This window comes from Streptomyces sp. NPDC001513, from assembly GCF_042894695.1.
In the GTDB taxonomy this organism is placed as follows: Bacteria; Actinomycetota; Actinomycetes; order Streptomycetales; family Streptomycetaceae; genus Streptomyces.
Window position 1 is genome coordinate 62,424 of sequence record NZ_JBIAVU010000023.1, and the last position, 15,305, is coordinate 77,728.

Sequence of the window (15,305 nt, forward strand, 5' to 3'; positions counted from 1 at the left end):
CTCCTTACGCGTCGTCAGCAAGGCTGCTGATGAGATCCGACGAGTCCTGGGGCGGGAGGGCGTGTTCCTGGATGGTGCGGAACGCGGCGCTGTACGCCTCTAGGTCTTCCTTCCGCTCCAGATAGAGGCTACTCGTCAAATGGTCGAGTACCACCACATCCAGATCAGCGATGTCCGGAAATGAAAAAATCACGAACGGTCCTGTCAGGCCGAGATGGCCGCCGACGCTGAACGGAAGGACCTGCAAGCACACTTGGGGCAGCCGGGACACCTCTGCCAGGTGCCGCAACTGCTCGGCCATCACCCCGGGCCCGCCGATCTGGCGGCGCAGCACCGCCTCGTCCAGGACCGCGCTCAGCTCCAGCGGCGGATCGGCCCGCAGCACCGACTGCCGCGCCAGCCGTACGTCGACCAGCGCGTCCACCTTCGGCTCCGGCAGCCCGCCCAGCGCGGCCCGGGTCACCGCCCGCGCGTAACCGGAGGTCTGCAGCAGTCCGGGCACCACGGACAGTTCCACGGTGCGGGCCGACCGGGCGCCCGCCTCCAGGCTGATGAAGTCCCGGTACTCCTGCGGCAGCAGCCCCCGGTAGTCGTGCCACCACTGGCGGCCCCGCCCGGCGTCACCGGCCGGACCGGGGCCGGCGGCCGAGGCCGACAGGGCCTCCAGCAGGGCGCGCTGCTCCGGGCTCACGACCTCCCCGTAGACGTCGAGGAGCAGCCGGATGTCCTCCGGCTTCACACCGCTGCGACCTGTCTCGATGCGGCTGATTTTCGACTGGTGCCATCCCGTGATCCGGGCCGCCTCACCACTGGTGAGTCCGGTCCGGTCACGCAGGGCACGCAGTTCCTCGCCGAGCTTGCGCCGACGCACCGCGGGACCGTGCTGCACACCCGCCTCCTTTCCACCGGCACAGCTCGCACCAGTCTGCCGTCCAAATACGCTCTTCCGTAGCAGAGTTCACCGCATCGAGCGACAGATATATGCAGATCTTGGGGGAACGGCAGGTGCGGCGGCACGATGGGTGGCACTCTGGCGTCCAGCACAGATCCGGGGCGGTTCCGCCCCGGTGGGAAAGGGACCGTCGCCATGGCAGACCACCAGGAAGCATCCGTCACTCTGCCGAGCGATCCCGCCTCGGTCGCCGCCGCCCGCCGCTACGTGGCGGACGTGCTGAGCGAATGGGGACTCCCCGAAGACGCCGAGACCGCGGACAGCGTCCGGCTGATCGTCTCGGAGCTCGCCACCAACGCCGTACAGCACACTTTCGGCCAGTCGCCCACCTTCACCGTCGACATCCGGCTGGAGCGTCAGGAGTGGCTGCGCGTCGGGGTGACCGACAGCCACCCGCGCTGGCCCAAGCGGCTCCCGGCCGCCGTCCAGCAGGACAACGGCCGGGGCATGGTCATCATCCGCTGGCTCGCCGTGGAGGCGGGCGGCCGGCTCTCGGTCACGCCGACCGAGGAGGGCGGCAAGACGGTGTGGATCGCGCTGCCCTGGGCCGTCGGAGCGCCGACGCCGGCGCGGAGCGCGACCGGCTGCTGACCCGGCCTGATCCGAACGACACCCCCTGGGGCGGCGCCGCGTTCCACCGCGCCCCCGTGGGCGAATCCGTATACGGAACCTGGTTCTTGGGGCCGCGGAGCTGAACCGGGTGCCTGCCCGAAACGTGGGTTAACGCAGCGGAAAAGCGCGGGCCCTAGCGTGGCGGCCATGTTCGACCGCCAATGATCACCCATGATCCGGTAAAGCGGTGGCGGTCGGGACGGAAAGCCTTCTTCTGCGTTGGGCAAGACATGCTTGGCTCGGATATGTGCAGGTCAACAAAGCGTTGAAGGCGGCTAGGGTCGCTCCGGCGCGTTGCTGATCTTGTCCTGGAAACTTGGTGATGACGAGTGCATCTGACACCGCACGAGCAGGAGAGACTGCTCATCCACGTGGCTGCCGACGTGGCCGAGAAGCGGAGGGCGCGCGGGGTCCGCCTCAACCACCCCGAATCGATCGCGCTGATCACGTCCCACATCCTCGAAGGGGCCCGCGACGGGCGGACCGTGGCCGAGCTGATGGCCTCCGGCCGCACCGTCCTGCGCCGCGAGGACGTCATGGAGGGGATCCCCGAGATGATCCACGACGTCCAGGTCGAGGCGACCTTCCCCGACGGCACCAAGCTCGTCACGGTCCACGACCCCATCGTCTGAAGAGGAGTGCCCGCATGATCCCCGGCGAGATCGCCTACGGGGACGGTCCGGTGCGCCTCAACGAGGGCCGCCCCGTCACCCGCCTCACCGTGCTCAACGCCGCCGACCGCCCGGTCCAGGTCGGCTCCCACTACCACTTCGCCGAGGCCAATCCCGGCCTCGACTTCGACCGCGCCGCCGCCCGCGGGCTCCGCCTCAACATCGCCGCCGGTACGGCAGTCCGCTTCGAGCCGGGCATCCCGGTCGCGGTGGAACTCGTACCGCTGGGGGGCCTGCGGACCGTACCGGGACTGCGCGGGGAGACCGGAGGGCCGCTCGATGGCTGAGATCTCCCGCCAGGTGTACGCCGACCTCTTCGGGCCGACCGCCGGGGACCGGATCCGGCTCGCCGACACCGACCTCTTCGTCGAGATCGAGCAGGACCTCGGCGGCGGACCCGGCCGGTCCGGGGACGAGGCCGTCTTCGGCGGCGGCAAGGTGATCCGCGAATCCATGGGCCAGGCCCGCACCACCCGGGCGGAGGGCGCCCCCGACACCGTGATCACCGGCGTCGTCGTCCTCGACCACTGGGGCATCGTCAAGGCCGACCTCGGCATCCGCGACGGCCGGATCTGCGGCATCGGCAAGGCCGGCAACCCCGACACCATGGACGGGGTCGACCCGGCACTCGTCATCGGCCCCGAGACCGAGATCATCGCGGGCAACGGGAAGATCGTCACCGCCGGCGCCATCGACGCCCACGTGCACTTCATCTCCCCGACCGTCATCGAGGAGGCGCTGGCCTCCGGGATCACCACCCTCGTCGGCGGGGGCACCGGACCGGCCGAGGGCAGCAAGGCCACCACCGTCACGCCCGGACCCTGGCACCTGGCCCGGATGTTCGCGGCACTGGAGGCCTACCCGGTCAACATCGGCCTCCTCGGCAAGGGCAACACCATGTCCCGCGAGGCCATGCACTCCCAACTGCGCGGCGGCGCCCTCGGATTCAAGATCCACGAGGACTGGGGGTCCACCCCGGCCGTCATCGACGCCTGCCTGAGCGTCTGCGACGAGACCGGCGCCCAGGTCGCCATCCACACCGACACCCTCAACGAGGCCGGCTTCGTCGGCGACACCCTCGCGGCCATCGCGGGACGGACCATCCACTCGTACCACACCGAAGGCGCGGGCGGCGGGCACGCCCCCGACATCATCACCGTGGTCTCCGAGCCCAACATCCTGCCGAGCTCCACCAACCCCACCCGCCCGCACACCGTCAACACCGTCGAGGAACACCTCGACATGCTGATGGTCTGCCACCACCTCAACCCGGCCGTCCCCGAGGACCTCGCCTTCGCCGAATCCCGCATCCGGCCCTCGACCATCGCCGCCGAGGACGTCCTGCACGACCTCGGGGCCATCTCCATCATCTCCTCCGACTCCCAGGCCATGGGCCGGGTCGGCGAGGTCGTGCTGCGCACCTGGCAGACCGCCCACGTGATGAAGAAGCGGCGCGGCTTCCTCCCCGGCGACGGACCCGCCGACAACCAGCGGGCCCGCCGCTACGTCGCGAAGTACACGATCAACCCCGCCGTGGCCCAGGGGCTCGCCCGCGAGATCGGCTCGGTCGAGACCGGCAAACTCGCCGACCTGGTCCTGTGGAACCCGGCGTTCTTCGGCGTCAAGCCCGAACTCGTCATCAAGGGCGGCCAGATCGCCTACGCGCAGATGGGCGATGCCAACGCCTCCATCCCCACCCCGCAGCCCGTCATGCCCCGCCCGATGTTCGGCAGCCACGGGCGCGCCCCCGCCCTGAACTCGCTGAACTTCACCGCGCAGGCCGCCCTCGACGACGGACTGCCCGAACGCCTCGGACTCGGCAAGCGGTTCACCGCCATCGAGAGCACCCGCAAGGTGGGCAAGGCCGACATGCGCAACAACGACGCCATGCCGAGGGTCGAGGTCGACGCCGACACCTTCACGGTCACCATCGACGGGGAGGCCGTCGAACCGGCGCCCGCGGCGGAACTGCCCATGGCCCAGCGGTACTTCCTCTTCTGATGGAGCGCACCCCGATGAGAGGCCTCCTGCCGTGAGCCTCGCCGCCCTGCTCGTCCTCGCGGACGGCCGCTTCCCCGCCGGTGGGCACGCCCACTCCGGCGGGGCCGAGGCCGCCTGCAAAGCGGGCCGGATCCACGACGCGGCCACCCTGGAGCAGTTCTGCCGGGGCCGGCTGCACACCGCCGGACTCACCGCGGCCGCGCTGGCGGCGGCCGCGGCCCTCGGGCTCGATCCAGCGGAACTCGACGCCGCCGCCGACGCCCGCACCCCCTCACCCGCGCTGCGCACCGCGGCCCGCAGGCTCGGGCGGCAGCTGCTGCGCGCCGCCCGGGCCACCTGGCCCGCACCCGAACTGGAGGCGCTGGCCGCGGCCTTCCCTCGCGGCGCCCACCAGCCCGTGGTGCTCGGCGTCACCGCCCGGTCGGCCGGGCTCGGACCGCTCGACGCCGCGCACGTGGCGGCGTACGAGAGCGTCGGCGGGCCCGCGACCGCGACCGTACGGCTGCTGGGCCTGGACCCCTTCGAGGCGAGCGGGGTCCTGGCCCGCCTCGCCCCCGAACTCGACGCGGTCTGCGCCCGGGCGGCCGGGGCCGCGCTGCGGGCCCGCACCGAAGGCCCGGAGGCGCTGCCCGCGGCCTCCTCGCCGCTGCTGGACATCTCGGCGGAGATCCATGCCGACTGGCCGGTACGCCTCTTCGCTTCCTGACCCACCGAAGGAGACACCCCCATGCACCTCGACCACGCCGTGACCTACCCCCACCGGCACACCCACAGCGCCGCCCCGCTCCGCGCCGACGGCACCCGGCGCGCCCTGCGCATCGGACTCGGCGGACCCGTCGGCTCCGGCAAGACCGCCACCGTGGCGGCCCTGTGCCGCGCGCTGCGCACCGAACTGTCCATGGCCGTCGTCACCAACGACATCTACACCCGCGAGGACGCCGAGTTCCTGCTCCGCGAGGCCGTCCTGCCGCCCGAGCGGATCACCGCCGTCGAGACCGGAGCCTGCCCGCACACCGCCATCCGCGACGACATCTCCGCCAACCTGGAGGCCGTCGAGGAACTGGAGGACACCTTCCGGGAGCACGGCCGACTGGACCTGATCCTCGTCGAGTCCGGTGGGGACAACCTCACCGCCACCTTCTCCCGCGGTCTCGTCGACGCCCAGATCTTCGTCATCGACGTGGCCGGCGGCGACGACATCCCCCGCAAGGGCGGCCCCGGCGTCACCACCGCCGACCTCCTCGTCGTCAACAAGACCGACCTCGCCCCGTACGTCGGCTCCGACCTCGGCCGGATGGCGCGCGACGCCGCCGAGCAGCGCGGTGAACTGCCCGTCGCCTTCCAGTCGCTGCGCGGTCCCGAAGGGGTGGCCCCGGTGGCCGCCTGGGTGCGCGAGCGGATCGCCGCCTGGACGACCGTCCGGTGACCGGCGCGCCTCCCCTCTCCCCGCCCCGGGTCCCCCCGCACTCCGTCCCCGTGCCCGCATCGGGTCTGCGGGCCACCGCCCGCATCCACGCCGTGGCCGACGGGCGGGGCGGCACCGCCCTGCCGCTGCTGGCCGGCGAGGGGCCGCTCGCGCTGCGCCGCACCCGGGGGTCCGGGGCCGAGGCCCGGGTCATGCTGGTCGGTGCGATGAGCGCGCCGCTGGGCGGGGACCACCTCACCGTCGAGGCCGCCGCCGGGCCCGGCGCGCGCCTCGCCCTCGCCTCAGCCGCGGCCACCCTGGCACTGCCCGGCCGGGGCGGCGAACCCGCGCGGTACGACGTACGCCTGACCCTGGAGGACGGGGCGTCGGTACGGTGGCTGCCGGAGCCGCTGGTCTCGGTGCGCGGCAGCGAACTGCGGGTGCGCACCCGGGTCGCGCTGGCCCCCACCGCCCGGCTGCTGCTGCGCGAGGAGCAGGTGCTCGGACGCGCGGGGGAGGACCCGGGCCTGCTGAGCAGCCGCCTCACCGTCACCCGCGGCGGCCGTCCGCTGCTCGACCAGGAGCTCGGCTGCGGGCCCGGTGCGCCCGGCGGCTGGGACGGACCGGCGGGCCTGGCCGGCCACCGGGCGCTCGGCCAGCTCCTCGTCGTGGACCCCGACTTCGCCGAGGACCCGCCCGCGGCCCGGGTGCTGGGGGAGTGCGCGGTGGTGACGCCGCTGGCCGGGCCCGCCGTCCTGGTGACGGCCCTGGCCGCGGACGCCCTGCTGGTGCGCGAACTGCTCGACGAGGCCTGCCGTACCTACGGGTGGTGAAAGCGGGACGCAACAGGCACCGCTCAGCGGTACACGCCTTGCCGGTTATCGGGTTGGCAAAGAAGTCGATCGAGCCCTGTCGCCGGTCCCGGATCAGACGACAGGATCCCCCTGCACGCCGACGACCGAACCCGACCAACCCGGCCGCCCACGGCGGCACCTGACGCAGGGGGAACAACCACGTGATACGCAACGCGGCGCTGGGGAGCGCCGCCACACTGATCACCGGCACGCTGGCGGCGGGCCTGATGCTCGCGCCGTCCGCGACCGCGGCCTCGGCCGGCCGCGACAACGGGGCCGCGGAGGCGGTAGGCGTCCAGATCGCCGCCGCCCGCGCCGCCCGTACCGGGATCGACTGGAAGGACTGCCCGGCGGACTGGGGCTTCGAGAAGCCCATCCAGTGCGGCTGGGTGAAGGTCCCGCTCGACTACACGAAGCCGTTCGGCAAGACCATCGAGCTCGCCGTCGACCGGATCGGCAGCACGGGGACCAAGGAGGAGCGCCAGGGCGCCCTCGTCTACAACCCCGGCGGCCCCGGCGGTTCCGGCATGCGCTTCCCGCGCCGGGTCACCACCAAGAGCCCGCTGTGGGTCAACACCTCCAAGGCGTACGACTTCGTGGGCTTCGACCCGCGCGGCGTCGGCCACTCCGCGCCCATCTCCTGCATCGACCCGCAGGAGTTCGTCAAGGCCCCCAAGGCCGACCCGGTCCCGGACTCCGAGGCCGACAAGCGCGCCCAGCGCAAGCTCGCCGCCGAGTACGCGGACGGCTGCAAGGAGCGCAGCGGCGAGATGCTGCCGCACATGACCACGCCGAACACCGCGCGCGACCTCGACGTCATCCGCGCCGCCCTCGGCGAGCAGAAGCTGAACTACCTCGGCGTCTCCTACGGCACCTATCTGGGCGGGGTCTACGCGACCCTCTTCCCGACCCACGTGCGCCGCATGATCGTCGACAGCGTGGTCGACCCCGACACGGACAACATCTGGTACGAGGCCAACCTCGGCCAGGACGTGGCCTTCCAGACCCGCTGGAACGACTGGCAGGACTGGGTCGCCAAGAACGACGCCTCCTTCCACCTCGGCACCACGCGTGACCAGGTCGAGGCGCGCTACCAGAAGCTGCGCGCCAAGGCCAAGGCGAACCCGCTCGGCGGGGTCGTCGGCCCGGCCGAGCTGATCGGCTTCTTCCAGGGCGCCCCGTACTACGACTCCTCCTGGGTGCCCGTCGCCCAGACCTGGGCCGCGTACGAGGCGGGTGACGAGCAGGCGCTCGTCGACGCCATCGCCCCGGACCTGTCGGACACCAAGGGCAACGCGGCCTCGGAGAACGGCAACGCCGTCTACACCGCGGTCGAGTGCGCCGACGCCAAGTGGCCCACCAGCTGGGCCAAGTGGGACCGGGACAACACCAGGCTGCACCAGAAGTACCCGTTCCTCACCTGGTCCAACGCCTGGATGAACCTGCCCTGCGCGACCTGGAAGTCCAAGCAGAGCACCCCGATCGAGGTCGGCGCCAAGCGCGGTCTGCCGCCGGTCCTGATCGTCCAGTCCGAGCGTGACGCGGCCACCCCCTACCAGGGCGCCGTCTCGCTGCACAAGCGACTGGCCGGCTCGCGCCTGATCACCGAGCAGAACGCCGGCTCGCACGGTGTCACCAGCCTGGTCAACCCCTGCATCAACACCCGGGTCGACACCTACCTGCTCACCGGAAAGGTCGATGCCAAGGACGTGAAGTGCGGTCCGCACGCCACTCCGGTCGCCCCGGCCCCGGCCGCCGCGAAGTCGCTGACGGCGCAGGCGCCGGCCGCGGACCTTCCGGCGCGTGAGGAGCTCCCGGCGGTCCGCTAGCCGGGAGCGGTCGTGGAACGGGAGGAGGCTCAGCGCGCGGAGCGCCGGGCCTTCTTCCGCTGGGCCTCCTCCTCGGCCTTCACCTCGGCCGCGTACCGGTCGACGTACTCCTGACCGGACAGTTCGAGGATGGCGTACATGATCTCGTCGGTGACCGCCCGCAGGATCGCCCGCTCGCCCTCCATGCCGGCGTACCGGGAGAAGTCCAGCGGCCGGCCGAAGCGGATCGTCACCCGCCGGATGTTCGGGATCTTCTGCCCGGGCGGCTGGATCTCGAAGGTGCCGACCATCGCGCAGGGGATCACGGGCACCCCGGCGCCCAGGGCCATCGCGGCCACACCCACCTTCCCCTTGTAGAGCCGCCCGTCGTGCGAGCGCGTCCCCTCCGGGTAGATGCCGAGCAGCTCGTCCTTGGCCAGCACCGCCAGCCCCTCGCGCAGCGCCGCCTGTCCGGCGTTCTTGCCGGACCGGTCCACCGGGATCTGCCCGGCGCTGCGGAAGAAGGCGGCGGTGAGCCGGCCCTTGACGCCGGGGCCGGTGAAGTACTCGGCCTTCGCGAGGAAGGTGATCCGCCGCTTGAGGATCGCGGGCATCAGGAAGTGGTCGGAGAAGGACAGGTGGTTGCCCGCGACGATCGCGGCACCTTCCGCCGGGATGTTCTCCAGGCCCTCGATCCGGGGCCTGAACAGCAGCCTCAGCAGAGGACCGATCAGCACGTGCTTGAGCAAGTGGTAGAACACCAGGCCGCTCCCGTCGATATCCCGTTGTCACCGCCAGTTTACGGACGGTGAGTCGCGGGCTGGAGGGGGCGGTGGGAATCAACCTCCGACATTGCGCGAGGCGGCCATCCCGGCGGTCAGCAGCCCCAGCACCACCCAGCCGAACCACAGCCAGCCGTTGCTGCCGAGGGCCACGGAGTACGTGGCAACGGCCACCAGTGCGGCGAAGGTCATGACGGCCATTGCCTTAACGGATCCGGTCATGCCCCATGGTCGCGCGCGACAGGGCGGTTCCGCTACTGGCCACGCGCTTGGAGCGAGGCGAGATACGAGTTGTACGCCTCCAGCTCCTTGTCGCCGTTGCGGTCCTCGGCCCGGTCGGAGCGCTTCGCGGCCCGCTGCTCGGAGTGGTACCACTGGTAGACCAGGGCGATCAGGACCAGCACCGAGGGGATCTCGCTGAAGGCCCAGGCGATGCCGCCGCCCCACTGCTGGTCGAGCAGCGGGTCGATGCCGAGGGAGGCCGGCGGGTTCGCGTACGTCTTGATCATCGGCTGGCTCGCCATCATCAGGGCGATGCCGAAGAAGGCGTGGAAGGGCATGCCCGCGAACAGCTCCAGCATCCGCATGACGTAGCCCGGACGGTGCGGACCCGGGTCGACGCCCATGATCGGCCAGAAGAAGATGAGGCCGACGGCGAGGAAGTGCACCATCATCGCGATGTGCCCCGTGCGGCTCTCCATCAGGAAGTCGAAGAGCGGGGTGAAGTACAGGGCGTACAGGCTCGCGATGAACATCGGGATCGTGAAGGCCGGGTGGGTGATCACCTTCATGTACCGGCTGTGCAGCAGCATGAGCAGGACCTCGCGCGGCCCCTTGCGGCCGCGGGCGGCGGGCGGCAGCGCGCGCAGCGTCAGGGTCACCGGAGCGCCCAGCAGCACCAGGATCGGGGTGACCATGCTGATCACCATGTGCTGGACCATGTGCACGCTGAACATGACCATGCCGTAGTCGTTCAGCTTCGTGCACATCACCAGGACCACGGTCAGCACGCCCGCGGTGAAGGCGATCGTCCGGCCCAGCGGCCAGGCGTCCCCGCGCCGGCGCAGCCGCAGCACCCCCCACCCGTACAGGGCGAGTCCCGCCAGCGAGCCGATCAGGAAGAAGGCGTCGAAGGAGAACTCCAGCCCGCGTCCGAGAGTGAAGGGCGGCAGGTCCATGTTCATGTCCATGCCGTGCCCGCTGTGATCCATCTCTTCACTCCCTTGACTGTGGCGCCCCACCACAGTAGTGCCGCCCCCGCACGCTCCTGCGCGCGGGGGCGGCCGTAACGGGCATACGGTTACAGAACCGTCTGGGCCTCGTCGTAGCGGTCGGCCGGCACCGTCTTGAGCGTCGAGGTCGCCTCGGCGAGCGGCACCATCTCGATGTCCGTGCCGCGCAGCGCGGTCAGCATGCCGAACTCGCCGCGGTGCGCGGCCTCCACGGCGTGCCAGCCGAAGCGGGTGGCGAGGACCCGGTCGTACGCGGTGGGCGTGCCGCCGCGCTGGACGTGGCCCAGGATCACCGGCCGGGCCTCCTTGCCCAGGCGGTGCTCCAGCTCCACGGCGAGCCGGTTGCCGATGCCGGCGAACCGCTCGTGACCGTACATGTCGACGCCGCCCTCCTCCAGGTCCATCGACCCGGGGCGCGGCTTGGCGCCCTCGGCGACCACGACGATCGCGAAGCGCTTGCCCGCGGAGAAGCGCTCGCCGACGATCGCCGTCAGCTCCTCGATGTCGAAGGGACGCTCCGGTACGACGATCGCGTGCGCGCCCGCCGCCATGCCCGAGTGCAGGGCGATCCAGCCGGTGTGGCGGCCCATGACCTCCACGACCATCACGCGCTGGTGGGACTCGGCGGTGGTCTTCAGGCGGTCCAGGGCCTCCGTGGCCACGCCGACGGCGGTGTCGAAGCCGAAGGTGACGTCGGTGGAGGCGATGTCGTTGTCGATGGTCTTCGGGACCCCGACGATCGGCAGACCGGCCTGCGACAGCAGGTTCGCGGCCTTCAGGGTGCCCTCGCCGCCGATCGGGATGATCGCGTCGAGGCCGAGGTCGGCGACGTGCCCGCGAGCCCGCTCCACGCCGTCGCGCAGATGCGCGGGCTGGACCCGGGAGGAGCCGAGGATCGTGCCGCCGCGGGCCAGGATGCCGGCGACGGCGTCGAGGTCGAGCTTGCGGTAGTCCGCCTCCAGCAGGCCCTTCCAGCCGTCGAGGAAGCCGATCACCTCGTCGCCGTGGTCGACGACGGCGCGGTGCACGACGGAGCGGATGACGGCGTTGAGGCCGGGGCAGTCGCCACCGGAAGTGAGCACACCTATGCGCATGGCAGGAACGGACCTTTGCAACGTGGGCCGACGACCGGACCACGTCGTCCGGTTGGAACTACGGCCACCCTACAAGCGGTGGAGCAGTGGGCTGAACCATCCTCCACATGCTGGTCGCACTCGTGGTACGAAACCACGTCGGCCCGGTTCCCCCTAGGGAAAACCGGGCCGAACACATGATGGCGGGGCCGCCCCGATGAGCGGTCCGCCGGACGCTACGCGGGCTGCGTCGCGGCGGCGATGCGCTCCGCGCGCAGCGCCTCGTACCACCGGTCGTCTATGGCCGGCAGCGCGTTCACATCGAGGGCCAGCTTCAGCAGCAGGTCCGCGATCTGCGGGTTGCGGGCCATCACGGGACCGTGCATGTACGTGCCGAACACCGTGTCGTTGTACGCGCCTTCGGTGCCGTCGCCGGTGCCGTTGCCGCGGCCCATGCTCACCCGGGCGAACGGCCTGGCCGTCGGGCCGAGGTGGGTGACGCCCTGGTGGTTCTCGAAGCCCGTCAGCTGCGGCAGGTTCAGGCGCGGGTCGATGTCCGCGAGGACGTCGCCGACGCACCGCTCGCCCTCACCGCGCACGGTGACCACGTCCAGCAGGCCGAGGCCCTCCTGGCGCTGGCCCTGGTCGTTGACGAACTCCTGGCCGAGGATCTGGTACCCGGCGCAGACGGAGAAGACGATCGCCCCGTTCGAGACGGCGCGCTCCAGACCGCCGTCGCGCAGCAGCCGCTCCGCGGCGAGGCGCTGCGGCCGGTCCTCGCCGCCGCCGATCAGGTAGATGTCGCCCGAGGTGGGGATGGGCTGGTCGCTGCGCACGTCCACGCGCTGCACGTCCAGGCCGCGCTGGCGGGCCCGGCGCTCCACGACGAGGGCGTTGCCCTGGTCTCCGTACGTGCTGAGCAGGTCGGGGTAGACCCACACCAGACGCAGGCTGTTGTCGCTCATGCTCTTGTCCTCTGCGTTTCTGACGGGCCTAGTTGCCGACGCGGCGGCGGACGTCCTGGAAGGCGGTGTAGTTCGCGATCAGCTCGATCTGGCCGGGCGGCGCGAGCTGCACGGCCTCGTCGAGGGTCTCGCACACCCGGAAGTCCAGGCCCGCGACCTCGAGGCGGACCGCGAGGTCCAGCTTGCGGTCGCCGATCACGAAGATCGGGTGGCCGGCCAGGCGCGGGTAGTCCACGTCCCACAGCCAGGAGGTGTCCGTGCCGTCGGCGCCGCGCGCGTTCACCGAGAGGATCACCGGGGTCGGCGGCGGGTCGATCAGCGAAAACGTTTCGAGCCAGCCCGCCGGGTTCTTCGCGAGCAGCAGCCGCAGCTCACGGCCCTGGAAGGTCACCACGTCGTAGCGGCCGGCGACGGCCTGCACCTGGTACATCCGCTCCAGCGCGACCTGCGGCGGCACGCCGAAGACGGCGGCCACGGCGGCCGAGGTGGCGGCGTTGGCCTTGTTGGCGCGGCCGGGCAGCTGGAGGTGGATCGGCCAGGCCGAGCCGTGCGGGTCCAGCACGTGGTCCCCGGAGAGCACCCAGGTCGGCGTCGGGCGGCGGAAGCCGCACTCGCCGCAGAACCAGTCGTCGCCCGGGCGCTGCATGACACCGCCGCAGGAGGGGCACGACCAGGCGTCGTCCTTCCACTCCTGGCCGGCGGCGACCCACACCACGTTCTGCGAGGAGGAGGCGGACCACACGATCAGCGGGTCGTCGCAGTTCGCGACGATGACCGCCTTCGAACCCTGGAGGCCCTCACGCCACTTCTCCGCGAGCATGCGGGTCTCGGCGGCGCGGTCCAGCTGGTCGCGGGAGAGGTTGAGCAGGGCGATCACCTTGGGGGTGACGTCCCGGGCCACTCCGGCCAGGTACTTCTCGTCGACCTCGATGACGCCGTACTTGGCGTCCGAGCCGCCCGCCAGGGCCGAGGTGATGCCGGCCGGCATGTTGGCGCCGAGGGCGTTGGAGACGACCGGACCGCTGGCCCGCAGGGCCTCCGCGATCAGTCGGGTCGTCGTGGTCTTGCCGTTCGTCGCGGAGACGAGGACGACGTCGAGGTGTTGCGCCAGCGCGCCGAGAAGATCGGGGTCGAGTTTGAGTGCGACCTTGCCACCGATCACCGATCCGCTTCCGCGTCCCGCGGCCCGCGACACCGCCGCCGCGGCCTTGCCCGCCGTCACGGCCAGCTTGGCCCGCGGCGAAAGCGGCTCCGTGTTGCCTGCCATCGTCCCTTGTCCTCCTTGCGTCGGTCGCCCCCAGCCTATCCAGTACCGGCCGGAGCCTTGACCGCGGCGCCCCCGCCCCGCCGCGGATCTCCTCATATAGTCGCCCGTCGTAGGCTTACGGCCATGCGACAGCGCCCCATTCCCGGTACCACCGGACTCGTCCGCACCATGAGCCTGCTGGGTGCTCCGGTGCTCCACTCGGCCTGCGCGGAGGTCACCGAATTCGGCCCGGACCTCGACCGGCTGATCGAGGACATGTTCGCGACGATGTACGCGGCGGAGGGCGTCGGCCTCGCCGCGAACCAGATCGGCGTCGGGCAGCGGGTCTTCGTGTACGACTGCCCCGACGACGAGGACGTCCGCCACGTCGGGCACATCGTCAACCCGCGGCTGGTCGAGGCCGACGGGGACGAGTTCCTCGGGCCCGAGGGCTGCCTGTCCCTGCCGGGGCTGGAGGCGGGGACGGCGCGGTTCGACCGGGCGGTCGTCGAGGGGGTCACCTCGGGCGGGGCGCCCGTGCGGGTCGTTGGTACGGGGTTCTTCGCGCGCTGCCTGCAGCACGAGTGCGACCACCTGGACGGGACCGTGTACGCGGACCGCGTGACCGGCCTCCGCGCCCGTCGCCTCCGGCGCGCCATCCGCAAGGCCCCCTGGTCCTCGCCCGCCTAGCCCCACCTCTTCGGCTGCGCCGGGCACATTCAGCCCCTCCGGCGTTTGAGGAGCGGGGTCTGGGGCGGAGCCCCAGGAAACCCGGCTCCGCCGGGCAGGGGGGGGCGGCCGGCCCGCCGCGCCCCCCCCCCCCCCCCCCCCCAACCCCGGCCCCGCCGGCCCCCGGCCCCCGCCCGCCCCCCCCCCACAACCGCCGGCGAGGCTGAATGGCCCCGGCCGAGGCTCGAAGCAGGGACCTTGGCAAGGGTGGGGCTGCGAGCCCGGGTTGGTCAGAAGCCCGGGCCGTCGACGCGGTTGCCGGCGGAGGAGAGGCGGCCCCAGAGGAGGTCGGTGAGGCCGGTGACGAGCTCCGCGCGCTCGCAGGGGCGTTCGCCGAGCCACCAGTCGCCGGCGGCGTGCATCATGCCGACGATGCCGTGGCCCCAGACCCGGGCCAGGCGTTCGCCGCCGGGGCCGAGGTCCACCCGCTCGCCGATCACCTCGGCCAGTTCCTCGCCGAGCCTGCGCAGCAGCGGCGCCGAGTGCAGGCCCACGTCGAAGCCGCGCTCCGCGCTGTGGGAGTCCTCGGCCGGGTGCATGAGGAAGCGGTAGACCTGCGGGCGGGCCTCGATGGCGGCGAGGTACGTGTCGAGGGTCGCCTCCACCCGGCGGCGCCGCTCGGCGGGGGCGTCGAGCGCGGCCCGCAACGAGTCGAGCAGGGCGTCTGTGTGCCGTACGGCGAGTGCCTGGTAGAGGCCCGCCTTGTCCCCGAAGTGCCGGTACAGGATGGGCTTGGTGATGCCGGCCTCGGCCGCGATGGCGTTCATGGAGGCCTTGGGGCCGTCCCTGAGCACAACCCGGTCCGCGGCTTCGAGCAGCTCCCGCCGGCGGCGTTCGGCCGCTCCCGGTTCGCCGGCCTGCTGAGTGGTCTCCATGACGTGTTTCTCTCCCCGCCCTTGCGATGTGCGTGACGCCCACGCAACGTAACACCCGGTGCACCCCGGGGATCGAATCGGCGGCCGTCGCCGTCGGAAT

The 15,305-nt window shown here is 71.8% G+C and carries 17 protein-coding genes; 9 read left to right on the forward strand and 8 right to left on the reverse strand.

The features are described from left to right. Nucleotides 1-4 precede the first annotated feature (4 nt). Nucleotides 5-889, reverse strand: coding sequence for a helix-turn-helix transcriptional regulator (locus tag ACFYZ4_RS37580; protein ID WP_351593827.1), 885 nt, complete (start codon nt 887-889; stop codon nt 5-7). Nucleotides 890-1,087: 198 nt separating this feature from the next. Here ACFYZ4_RS37580 and ACFYZ4_RS37585 point away from each other — a divergent pair, with 198 nt between their 5' ends. The 8 genes from ACFYZ4_RS37585 (at nt 1,088) to ACFYZ4_RS37620 (ending at nt 8,324) form a co-directional block, all read left to right on the forward strand. Further along, nucleotides 1,088-1,543, forward strand: coding sequence for an ATP-binding protein (locus ACFYZ4_RS37585; RefSeq protein WP_351293903.1), 456 nt, complete (start codon nt 1,088-1,090; stop codon nt 1,541-1,543). A 350-nt stretch (nt 1,544-1,893) separates the two neighbouring features. Beyond that, nucleotides 1,894-2,196: an urease subunit gamma gene (locus tag ACFYZ4_RS37590; RefSeq protein ID WP_351293900.1), complete on the forward strand. Its 303-nt coding sequence runs from the start codon at nt 1,894-1,896 to the stop codon at nt 2,194-2,196. 14 nt (nt 2,197-2,210) lie between these two features. Next, nucleotides 2,211-2,522 carry an urease subunit beta gene (locus tag ACFYZ4_RS37595; RefSeq protein WP_266578461.1) on the forward strand — a complete coding sequence of 104 codons (312 nt, stop codon included), beginning with the start codon at nt 2,211-2,213 and terminating at the stop codon, nt 2,520-2,522. Beyond that, nucleotides 2,515-4,236 carry an urease subunit alpha gene (locus ACFYZ4_RS37600; RefSeq protein WP_351293894.1) on the forward strand — a complete coding sequence of 574 codons (1,722 nt, stop codon included), beginning with the start codon at nt 2,515-2,517 and terminating at the stop codon, nt 4,234-4,236. Before ACFYZ4_RS37595 ends, ACFYZ4_RS37600 begins: the two co-directional genes overlap by 8 nt. Nucleotides 4,237-4,267: 31 nt before the next feature. Then, nucleotides 4,268-4,942 (forward strand): urease accessory protein UreF, encoded by a 675-nt coding sequence (locus ACFYZ4_RS37605; RefSeq protein WP_384351165.1) that lies wholly within the window; start codon nt 4,268-4,270, stop codon nt 4,940-4,942. Nucleotides 4,943-4,963: 21 nt separating this feature from the next. Beyond that, the gene (gene ureG / locus ACFYZ4_RS37610) at nt 4,964-5,662 is read left to right on the forward strand and encodes an urease accessory protein UreG (RefSeq protein ID WP_351293889.1); all 699 of its coding nucleotides are present in this window, start codon (nt 4,964-4,966) and stop codon (nt 5,660-5,662) included. A 50-nt stretch (nt 5,663-5,712) separates the two neighbouring features. Continuing rightward, a complete protein-coding gene (locus ACFYZ4_RS37615; protein WP_390786108.1) occupies nt 5,713-6,474 on the forward strand; it encodes an urease accessory protein UreD in 762 nt (253 codons plus the stop codon). A 248-nt stretch (nt 6,475-6,722) separates the two neighbouring features. Further along, nucleotides 6,723-8,324 (forward strand): alpha/beta hydrolase, encoded by a 1,602-nt coding sequence (locus ACFYZ4_RS37620; RefSeq protein WP_351294014.1) that lies wholly within the window; start codon nt 6,723-6,725, stop codon nt 8,322-8,324. 29 nt (nt 8,325-8,353) lie between these two features. Here the strand turns inward: ACFYZ4_RS37620 and ACFYZ4_RS37625 are convergent, their stop codons facing one another. From ACFYZ4_RS37625 to ACFYZ4_RS37650, 6 genes are all read right to left on the reverse strand, one after another. Next, the gene (locus ACFYZ4_RS37625; protein WP_390786109.1) at nt 8,354-9,064 is read right to left on the reverse strand and encodes a lysophospholipid acyltransferase family protein; all 711 of its coding nucleotides are present in this window, start codon (nt 9,062-9,064) and stop codon (nt 8,354-8,356) included. 78 nt (nt 9,065-9,142) lie between these two features. Then, complete coding sequence (locus ACFYZ4_RS37630) at nt 9,143-9,307, reverse strand: hypothetical protein (protein WP_351293880.1); 165 nt, start codon at nt 9,305-9,307, stop codon at nt 9,143-9,145. Between the two features lie 32 nt (nt 9,308-9,339). Then, the gene (locus ACFYZ4_RS37635; protein ID WP_390786110.1) at nt 9,340-10,296 is read right to left on the reverse strand and encodes a cytochrome c oxidase assembly protein; all 957 of its coding nucleotides are present in this window, start codon (nt 10,294-10,296) and stop codon (nt 9,340-9,342) included. Nucleotides 10,297-10,385: 89 nt separating this feature from the next. Beyond that, nucleotides 10,386-11,411, reverse strand: coding sequence for a 6-phosphofructokinase (locus ACFYZ4_RS37640; protein WP_030711550.1), 1,026 nt, complete (start codon nt 11,409-11,411; stop codon nt 10,386-10,388). A 215-nt stretch (nt 11,412-11,626) separates the two neighbouring features. After that, the gene (locus ACFYZ4_RS37645) at nt 11,627-12,355 is read right to left on the reverse strand and encodes a glutamine amidotransferase (RefSeq protein ID WP_351293874.1); all 729 of its coding nucleotides are present in this window, start codon (nt 12,353-12,355) and stop codon (nt 11,627-11,629) included. Nucleotides 12,356-12,383: 28 nt separating this feature from the next. After that, a complete protein-coding gene (locus ACFYZ4_RS37650; protein WP_319731572.1) occupies nt 12,384-13,622 on the reverse strand; it encodes a MurT ligase domain-containing protein in 1,239 nt (412 codons plus the stop codon). 123 nt (nt 13,623-13,745) lie between these two features. Between ACFYZ4_RS37650 and def the strand changes: the two genes are divergently transcribed. Then, nucleotides 13,746-14,291, forward strand: a complete 546-nt coding sequence (def, locus tag ACFYZ4_RS37655; RefSeq protein WP_351293871.1) for a peptide deformylase — start codon at nt 13,746-13,748, stop codon at nt 14,289-14,291. 269 nt (nt 14,292-14,560) lie between these two features. Here def and ACFYZ4_RS37660 read toward each other — a convergent pair whose 3' ends face one another. Further along, entirely contained in the window at nt 14,561-15,205 is a 645-nt protein-coding gene (locus ACFYZ4_RS37660) for a TetR family transcriptional regulator (RefSeq protein ID WP_351294662.1), read from the reverse strand. Nucleotides 15,206-15,305 lie beyond the last annotated feature (100 nt).

Coding starts and splice junctions, on each gene's coding strand:
- ACFYZ4_RS37585 (WP_351293903.1), top strand. CDS start 1,088: ATGGCAGACCACCAGGAAGCATCCGTCACTCTGCCGAGCGATCCCGCC.
- ACFYZ4_RS37595 (WP_266578461.1), top strand. CDS start 2,211: ATGATCCCCGGCGAGATCGCCTACGGGGACGGTCCGGTGCGCCTCAAC.
- ACFYZ4_RS37600 (WP_351293894.1), top strand. CDS start 2,515: ATGGCTGAGATCTCCCGCCAGGTGTACGCCGACCTCTTCGGGCCGACC.
- ureG (WP_351293889.1), top strand. CDS start 4,964: ATGCACCTCGACCACGCCGTGACCTACCCCCACCGGCACACCCACAGC.
- ACFYZ4_RS37620 (WP_351294014.1), top strand. CDS start 6,723: ATGCTCGCGCCGTCCGCGACCGCGGCCTCGGCCGGCCGCGACAACGGG.
- ACFYZ4_RS37630 (WP_351293880.1), bottom strand. CDS start 9,307: ATGACCGGATCCGTTAAGGCAATGGCCGTCATGACCTTCGCCGCACTG.
- ACFYZ4_RS37635 (WP_390786110.1), bottom strand. CDS start 10,296: ATGGATCACAGCGGGCACGGCATGGACATGAACATGGACCTGCCGCCC.
- ACFYZ4_RS37640 (WP_030711550.1), bottom strand. CDS start 11,411: ATGCGCATAGGTGTGCTCACTTCCGGTGGCGACTGCCCCGGCCTCAAC.
- ACFYZ4_RS37645 (WP_351293874.1), bottom strand. CDS start 12,355: ATGAGCGACAACAGCCTGCGTCTGGTGTGGGTCTACCCCGACCTGCTC.
- ACFYZ4_RS37650 (WP_319731572.1), bottom strand. CDS start 13,622: ATGGCAGGCAACACGGAGCCGCTTTCGCCGCGGGCCAAGCTGGCCGTG.
- def (WP_351293871.1), top strand. CDS start 13,746: ATGCGACAGCGCCCCATTCCCGGTACCACCGGACTCGTCCGCACCATG.
- ACFYZ4_RS37660 (WP_351294662.1), bottom strand. CDS start 15,205: ATGGAGACCACTCAGCAGGCCGGCGAACCGGGAGCGGCCGAACGCCGC.